The organism is Candidatus Symbiopectobacterium sp. NZEC135 (assembly GCF_025962695.1).
This window is the reverse complement of the sequence record NZ_JAGFPF010000057.1, coordinates 20086-27396: the sequence shown is the minus strand read 5'-3', so window position 1 is coordinate 27396 and position 7311 is coordinate 20086. Positions and strand designations below refer to the sequence as shown.

5 protein-coding genes are annotated in these 7311 nt (G+C 51.8%); all 5 read left to right on the top strand.

From position 1 onward, the window contains the following. The coding region (motB, locus tag J5224_RS19760) for a flagellar motor protein MotB (protein ID WP_264626974.1) at positions 1-1182 on the top strand (1182 nt) is incomplete at its 5' end. 16 nt (positions 1183-1198) lie between these two features. Further along, the gene (gene cheA / locus J5224_RS19755; RefSeq protein ID WP_264626977.1) at positions 1199-3214 is read left to right on the top strand and encodes a chemotaxis protein CheA; all 2016 of its coding nucleotides are present in this window, start codon (positions 1199-1201) and stop codon (positions 3212-3214) included. A 35-nt stretch (positions 3215-3249) separates the two neighbouring features. Next, positions 3250-3747 (top strand): chemotaxis protein CheW, encoded by a 498-nt coding sequence (cheW, locus tag J5224_RS19750; protein ID WP_264626973.1) that lies wholly within the window; start codon positions 3250-3252, stop codon positions 3745-3747. A 125-nt stretch (positions 3748-3872) separates the two neighbouring features. After that, positions 3873-5570 (top strand): methyl-accepting chemotaxis protein, encoded by a 1698-nt coding sequence (locus J5224_RS19745; protein WP_264626972.1) that lies wholly within the window; start codon positions 3873-3875, stop codon positions 5568-5570. A 100-nt stretch (positions 5571-5670) separates the two neighbouring features. Continuing rightward, positions 5671-7287 (top strand): methyl-accepting chemotaxis protein, encoded by a 1617-nt coding sequence (locus tag J5224_RS19740; protein ID WP_264626971.1) that lies wholly within the window; start codon positions 5671-5673, stop codon positions 7285-7287. Positions 7288-7311 lie beyond the last annotated feature (24 nt).

Here is a 7311-nt window from a genome sequence, read left to right as displayed (position 1 = left end):
GGCGGCTCGTGGAAAATAGCTTATGCTGACTTTATGACTGCTATGATGGCGCTGTTTTTGGTGATGTGGCTTATCGCTATCGCCAGCCCATCACAATTGACGCAGATTGCCGAATATTTCCGTACTCCGCTCAAAGTCGCGTTAACGTCGGGCTCTCGTGTCAGTGAAGACAGCAGCCCGATTCCCGGCGGGGGTAACGATTACACCCAACAGGAAGGCGTCGTCAAGCGTGAGCCTGAGATGCCTCCCGAAGCTAATCAGCGCGACAAACTCGATGACATTCGCTTGAACAAATTGCGCGAGCAGTTGGAACAGTTGATTGAATCAGACCCGCGTCTCAGGGCGCTTAGGCCGCATCTGCTCATTGAAATGGTCGATGAAGGGTTACGTATCCAGATCATTGATAGCCAAAACCGCCCTATGTTTAAAACCGGCAGTGCGCAGGTTGAGCCCTATATGAGTCATATTCTGCGTGCGATAGCCCCCATTCTTAATGATATCCCCAATAAGATCAGCCTGTCAGGGCATACTGATGATGTACAATACGCGCAGGGACAACGTGGCTACAGTAACTGGGAGCTGTCTGCGGATCGGGCAAATTCCTCTCGGCGCGAGCTGATTGCCGGCGGCCTGTCTGACGGTAAAGTTCTGCGTGTGGTTGGCATGGCAGATACCATGAGTTTGAAGCAAGCCACCAATAAAAATGACGCCATCAACCGCCGGATCAGCTTGATGGTGCTTAACCGTGATGCGCAGCGCGCCATTGAGCAAGAAAACAGTGAAAGCCGCGCGATTGATATCGACAAAGCGGAAACGTTGCAAAATTTGCCTGCGGAGAACACTAAACCCGGCGAGCCTGCTGCCGACAATAGCAATAACGGCACAAGCAATGTGCCAGTCTCGGGGGGAGCCACTGGCGTGGAGCCAACAAACAGTGCACCTCCCAGTAGCAGCAACACCAGTTCGAGCCGTACCACAACCAATAACAATAGCGCCACCAGTAACAGCACTGTAAGCAGTACCAGTAATACCAATACAACTAATAGCGGTGGTGCAGCATCGCCGCAGACAGGGAATGGAGTACCTGCTTCAGGGCGCCAGCAACCAACCACCGCGTTGCCAGCTGCTCCGGACAGCCAGGCAACACCTTCATCATTAAGCCACGATTCGCAGCAGAGGTGATCACGTGAGCATGGACATGAGTGCTTTTTATCAAACTTTTTTTGATGAAGCAGATGAATTACTGGCGGATATGGAACAACATTTGTTGTTATTAGATCCACAAGCCCCTGATACTGAGCAAATGAATGCCATCTTCCGTGCCGCCCATTCCATTAAAGGCGGCGCGGGAACATTTGGTTTTACCGTATTGCAGGAAACCACCCATTTGATGGAAAACCTGCTTGATGGTGCCCGACGCGGAGAGATGCGTTTGAGTACCGATATCATCAACCTGTTTTTGGAAACAAAAGATATTATGCAGGATCAGTTGGACGCTTATAAAACCGCACAGGAACCCAATGCCGAGAGCTTTGAGTATATCTGTCAGGCACTGCGCCAACTGGCGCTCGATGCCAAAGGGGAAGGCAGCGCGCCAGCGGCCACTGCGGTAAGCGCCTCCGCTGAGGCCGCACCTACCCTTGCTCAGGCCGGAAACGGTGAGTTGCGTATTTCGCTGACCGGGCTTAAAACGCAAGAAATTCCGCAAATGCTTGAAGAGCTGGGCAACCTGGGAACGGTGAAAGACCCCCAGCAGACGGACAGCAGCCTATCTGTCACGTTGGTGACGTCTGAAAGTGAAGACGATATCAGCGCCGTGCTCTGCTTTGTGTTAGAGCCTGAGCAGATCCATTTTGGCGCGCCGCCAGCTTCAGCGGCAAGTGCTGCTCCTGCCGCTGAGCCTGCGCCAGAACTGGCCGTCGTGCCAGCCGCGCCAGCGCCTGTGGTTGAAGCGCCTTCGGCGCCTGTTGCTGCGGCAAAGGCGCAACAACCTGCACACGATGCCAATAAAAACCGCCCCAAAACCGGTGATACCAGCATTCGTGTGGCAGTAGAAAAAGTCGATCAGTTAATCAACCTGGTCGGCGAACTGGTGATCACGCAGTCCATGCTGGCACAGCGCTCTACGGCGCTCGATCCGGTAGTGCATGCCGACCTACTGAACAGTATGGGGCAACTCGAGCGAAACGCGCGCGATTTGCAAGAATCGGTGATGTCTATTCGTATGATGCCAATGGAATACGTATTCAGCCGCTTCCCTCGCTTGGTGCGCGATTTGGCCGCCAAACTGGACAAACAGGTAGAATTGACCCAGATCGGCAGTTCCACCGAATTGGATAAGAGCCTGATTGAGCGCATTATTGACCCGCTTACTCACTTGGTACGTAACAGCCTCGATCACGGTATTGAATCGCCAGAGAAACGTATTGCTGCCGGAAAATCGCCCGTGGGCAATTTGACGCTGTTAGCCGAACATCAGGGCGGGAATATCTGCATCGAAGTTATCGATGATGGTGCGGGCTTGAACCGTGAGCGTATTTTAGCGAAAGCGATGTCGCAAGGCTTGGCCGTGAATGAAAACATGTCTGACGAAGACGTTGGCATGTTAATTTTTGCGCCAGGTTTCTCAACGGCTGAAAAAGTAACAGACGTCTCCGGACGCGGCGTGGGTATGGACGTGGTAAAACGTAACATCCAGGAGATGGGTGGGCACGTTGAGATTCATTTCCAGGCGGGCAAAGGTACCACCATTCGTATCCTGCTCCCGCTCACACTGGCCATACTGGATGGCATGTCCGTCAAGGTCAGCAAAGAAGTGTTCATTCTGCCGCTGGGTGCAGTAATGGAATCGTTACAACCGCGCGCTGAGGATATTTATCCGTTGGCGGGTGGCGAGCGTGTGCTGCAAGTGCGCGGAGAATATCTGCCTCTGGTTGAGCTGTTCCACATTTTTGATGTTGAAGGCGCGAAGACCGATGCAACTCAGGGTATCGTCGTTATTCTACAGAGCGCAGGTCGCCGCTATGCTTTGCTGGTTGATCAATTGATTGGTCAACACCAGGTTGTGGTGAAAAACCTGGAAAGCAACTATCGCAAAGTGCCGGGTGTTTCCGCTGCGACCATTTTAGGCGACGGCAGCGTGGCATTGATTGTCGACGTTTCGGCGTTGCAGGCATTGAACCGTGAAAAGCGCGTTGTTGAGACCGCGGCGTAATAACACATAGAACGTGAATAATTAAGGTGAAAAACATGACTGGACTTGCCAACGTCACAAAAATAGCCGGTGAAACCGTGGGACAGGAGTTCCTGATTTTCACACTGGGCGACGAGGAGTACGGCGTCGATATTCTTAAGGTGCAAGAGATCCGGGGTTACGATCAGGTCACGCGCATTGCAAACACGCCCTCTTTTATCAAAGGGGTGACTAACCTGCGCGGCGTTATCGTTCCCATCATTGATCTGCGCATTAAGTTTGCCCAGCAGGAAGTGGATTATGATGACAACACCGTGGTCATCGTGCTCAATCTGAGCCAGCGCGTTGTCGGTATCGTGGTTGACGGCGTTTCTGACGTACTGTCACTGACGGCGGATCAGATTCGCCCTGCACCGGAATTTGCGGTAACCCTGTCCACAGAATATTTGACAGGTCTCGGCTCTCTGGGTGAGAGAATGCTCATCCTGGTCGATATAGAAAAATTACTCAGCAGTGAAGAAATGGCATTAGTTGATATCGTTGCAAAATCATAATCTTTTTTCAGAGCCATCGTTTGATGGCTCTGACCTTTCTTGCTCTTTTCTTTCTTTAGGTTATCTGGAACACATTCTATTCTGATGCCGGTTTTCCGGCTATTCGTTTACTTAAAAGGCGTCATATGTTGAATCGTATCAAAATTGTCACAGCGCTACTTTGTGTACTGCTGCTATTTGGTGTGCTGCAAGTTGTTTCCGGTGGACTATTTTTTAATGCGCTAAAAAATGATAAAGAGGTATTTGGTAATACACTCGTCATTAATAATCAAAAATCTGCGCTTGATGCCAGTTGGTCATATTTATTGCAAACGCGAAATACCCTTAATCGGGCAGGAAGTCGATTTGCGCTCGATGCCACGGGGGCGGGCACTGGGTCATCGGTAAAAGCGTTACTGGAAGATGCACAGCGGCAATTAATCGGCGCAAACAAATACTTCGCAGACTATGAACGCGTAGCGCGCTCGGCGCAGCAGAGCAATGCCATCGCGCAAGATGTCAAGCAGAGTTACACAACGTTGAATGTCGCACTGGCTGAGTTAATTCAACTGCTTTCTGCCGGGGATATTAAAAAATTTATCGATCAGCCAACGCAAAGCTATCAGGATGGATTTGAAAAAGCGTACAATGCTTATAAAGTAGAAAGTGAAAAATTATATAACACAGAAATTTCACGCAACGAAAGCGCTTATCAATCAGCTCTCTGGATTTTGGGTGCGGTGATTTCTGTTGTTGTCGCTTTAATTCTATCAGCCTGGGTTGCTATCCAACGGATATTAATTCATCCGCTGAATAATATTGTGGAACATACGCAACACATTGCGCGCGGCGATCTGACTCAGAACATGAATTATCATAGTCGCAATGAAATGGGGACACTGGCGGACAGCATGCGCCACATGCAGTCCGAATTGATCAGCACGGTGAGCGCGGTGCGCCAGGGCGCTGATGCTATTTACACTGGAGCATCCGAAATCAGTGCTGGCAATACCGATCTTTCATCGCGTACTGAAGAGCAGGCGTCGTCGCTGGAGCAAACGGCGGCCAGTATGGAACAACTGACGGCAACGGTGCGACAGAATGCGGAAAATGCGCGTCAGGCGAGCCAACTGGCGCTGAGCGCATCAGAAACCGCACAACGCGGTGGCAAGGTTGTCGATAATGTCGTGAAAACCATGCATAACATTGCTGGTAGCTCACAGAAAATTGCTGATATCACCAGCGTTATTGATGGCATCGCGTTTCAGACTAATATTCTGGCATTAAACGCGGCGGTTGAAGCAGCGCGTGCGGGAGAGCAGGGCCGTGGCTTCGCCGTGGTGGCGGGAGAGGTGCGCAATTTGGCACAGCGTAGCGCCCAGGCAGCGAAAGAAATTAAAAGTTTGATTGAAGATTCTGTAAATCGTGTCGATGAAGGATCTGTATTAGTAGAAAGTGCGGGCGAAACCATGGGCGAAATTCTTAGCTCAGTGACGCGTGTGACCGATATCATGGGCGAAATCGCTTCTGCTTCTGACGAACAGAGCAAAGGCATTGGACAGGTCGGGCAGGCGGTTACCGAAATGGACCGCGTGACGCAGCAGAACTCTTCGCTGGTAGAGGAATCCGCCGCCGCTGCGGCCGCACTCGAACAACAAGTTATTGGGTTAAACCAGGCCGTTGCGGTCTTCCAGTTGCCTGCAATGGGGGGACGTTCGCGCATTGCCTCTCCCACACCGGCTTCGGTTGACGCAACAACACGCCCGGTATTGCTGCCGACCGTCTCTGCGGGCAGTAAGAAAAAAACAGAGGCAGTGGCCTCAGATAACTGGGAAAAGTTCTAACCGAACTTCAGGCACAGTGATTTATAAAGAAGCAGTTTAAAACAAGAACGTATCGATCGTGTCGGTGTGACGCCGACCGATCACCTAGGTTGGAGGCAGTATGTTGACGCGGATTCGTGTTTCTACCGGTTTGTTTGTGTTGTTGTTTGTGTTTTGTGCCGTGCAGTTGGTATCCAGCAGCTTATCTTTTACGGCGTTCAAAACGGACTATCAGAATTTTACGCGCGTGGAGACTGTCAGCCAGCAGCGCGACAGTTTAAGTCAGAGTTGGGTGGCATTGTTGCAAACCCGTAATACCTTGAACCGTGCGGCAACGCGCGCGGCGCGTAACGTGCCGCAAGAGCAAGTTTCCGTATTGATGAACAGTGCGCGTGCCTCGCTGGCGCAGGCGGATGTCTATTTCAAACAGTTTGTTGCTACCACGCAATTAACGGAGGAAGGGCAGCGTCTGGCTGAGGGGGCAAAGGGGAGCTACGACAAGCTCAACGGCGCGTTGGCCGAGCTGATTGGTTTTCTGGATAAAGGCCAGCTACAGCCTTTCCTGGATCAGCCGACCCAGTCATTTCAGGATAATTTTGAGAAGAGCTTTTCGGCCTATCTGACCTACGTCCAGACACATTTGCAGCAAGCCAGTCAGGCAAGCAGCGATTCCTATAGCCATTCAACCTGGTCGTTTGGGATTGTCGTGGTGCTTTCCCTGGTTCTGGTTGCTGTGGCCGTGGTGTGGCTGCGGAAAATCATCCTGACGCCGTTGACCATCATGCGTGAGCATTTTGAGCATATCGCGCAGGGGCACCTGACGGTAAAAATCGCCGACTACGGCCAGAATGAAATTGGGGTGATGTTCACGGCGCTGCAACATATGCAGACCTCGCTGGCCTCGACGGTACATACGGTGCGGCAAGGCGCTACTGGCATGCTGCTCGGTGTGCGTGAAATTTCCTCCGGCAACGTGGATTTGTCATCCCGCACTGAATCACAGGCGTCTGCGTTAGAACAAACGGCCGCCAGCATGGAAGAGCTGACCGCTATCGTGAAGCAGAATGCGGACAATGCGCACCAAGCTTCCAAATTGGCGCAGGAAACCACCCATACCGCCCATAAAGGGGGCGAAATTACTGCCGGCGTAGTGAAAACGATGCAGGATATTGCCGTGAGTTCACGTAAAATCAGTGATATTACTGGGGTGATTGATGGTATCGCTTTCCAGACCAATATTCTGGCGCTGAATGCGGCCGTTGAAGCGGCGCGTGCGGGTGAACAAGGGCGTGGTTTCGCCGTGGTGGCGGGTGAAGTGCGCAGTCTGGCACAGCGCAGTGCGCAGGCAGCTAAAGAGATTAAAGCGCTGATAGAGGAATCGGTCGGGCGCGTTGAGCAAGGCTCTGTGTTGGTGACGGACGCCGGTAACACCATGGATGATATTGTCACGTCGGTGAAGCGTGTGACGGACATCATGGGAGAAATTGCGTCTGCGTCCGATGAGCAGAGCAGGGGCATTGAGCAGGTTGCTCAAGCGGTGACAGAAATGGACAGTGCAACGCAACAGAATGCTGCGCTGGTAGAGGAAGCATCATCCGCCGTTCAGGCATTGGAAGCGCAGGCGATGATGTTGACGGATGCAGTTTCAGTTTTCCGTCTTGACGTGACCGACGATGAAATATCGACTAATACTTACAAAGTAGCACCTGCACTTGCGTTGAAGGAAAGGCTGGATTGACTCTCTCTATAACCTTAATTGATG

Coding starts and splice junctions, on each gene's coding strand:
- cheA (WP_264626977.1), top strand. CDS start 1,199: ATGAGTGCTTTTTATCAAACTTTTTTTGATGAAGCAGATGAATTACTG.
- cheW (WP_264626973.1), top strand. CDS start 3,250: ATGACTGGACTTGCCAACGTCACAAAAATAGCCGGTGAAACCGTGGGA.
- J5224_RS19745 (WP_264626972.1), top strand. CDS start 3,873: ATGTTGAATCGTATCAAAATTGTCACAGCGCTACTTTGTGTACTGCTG.
- J5224_RS19740 (WP_264626971.1), top strand. CDS start 5,671: ATGTTGACGCGGATTCGTGTTTCTACCGGTTTGTTTGTGTTGTTGTTT.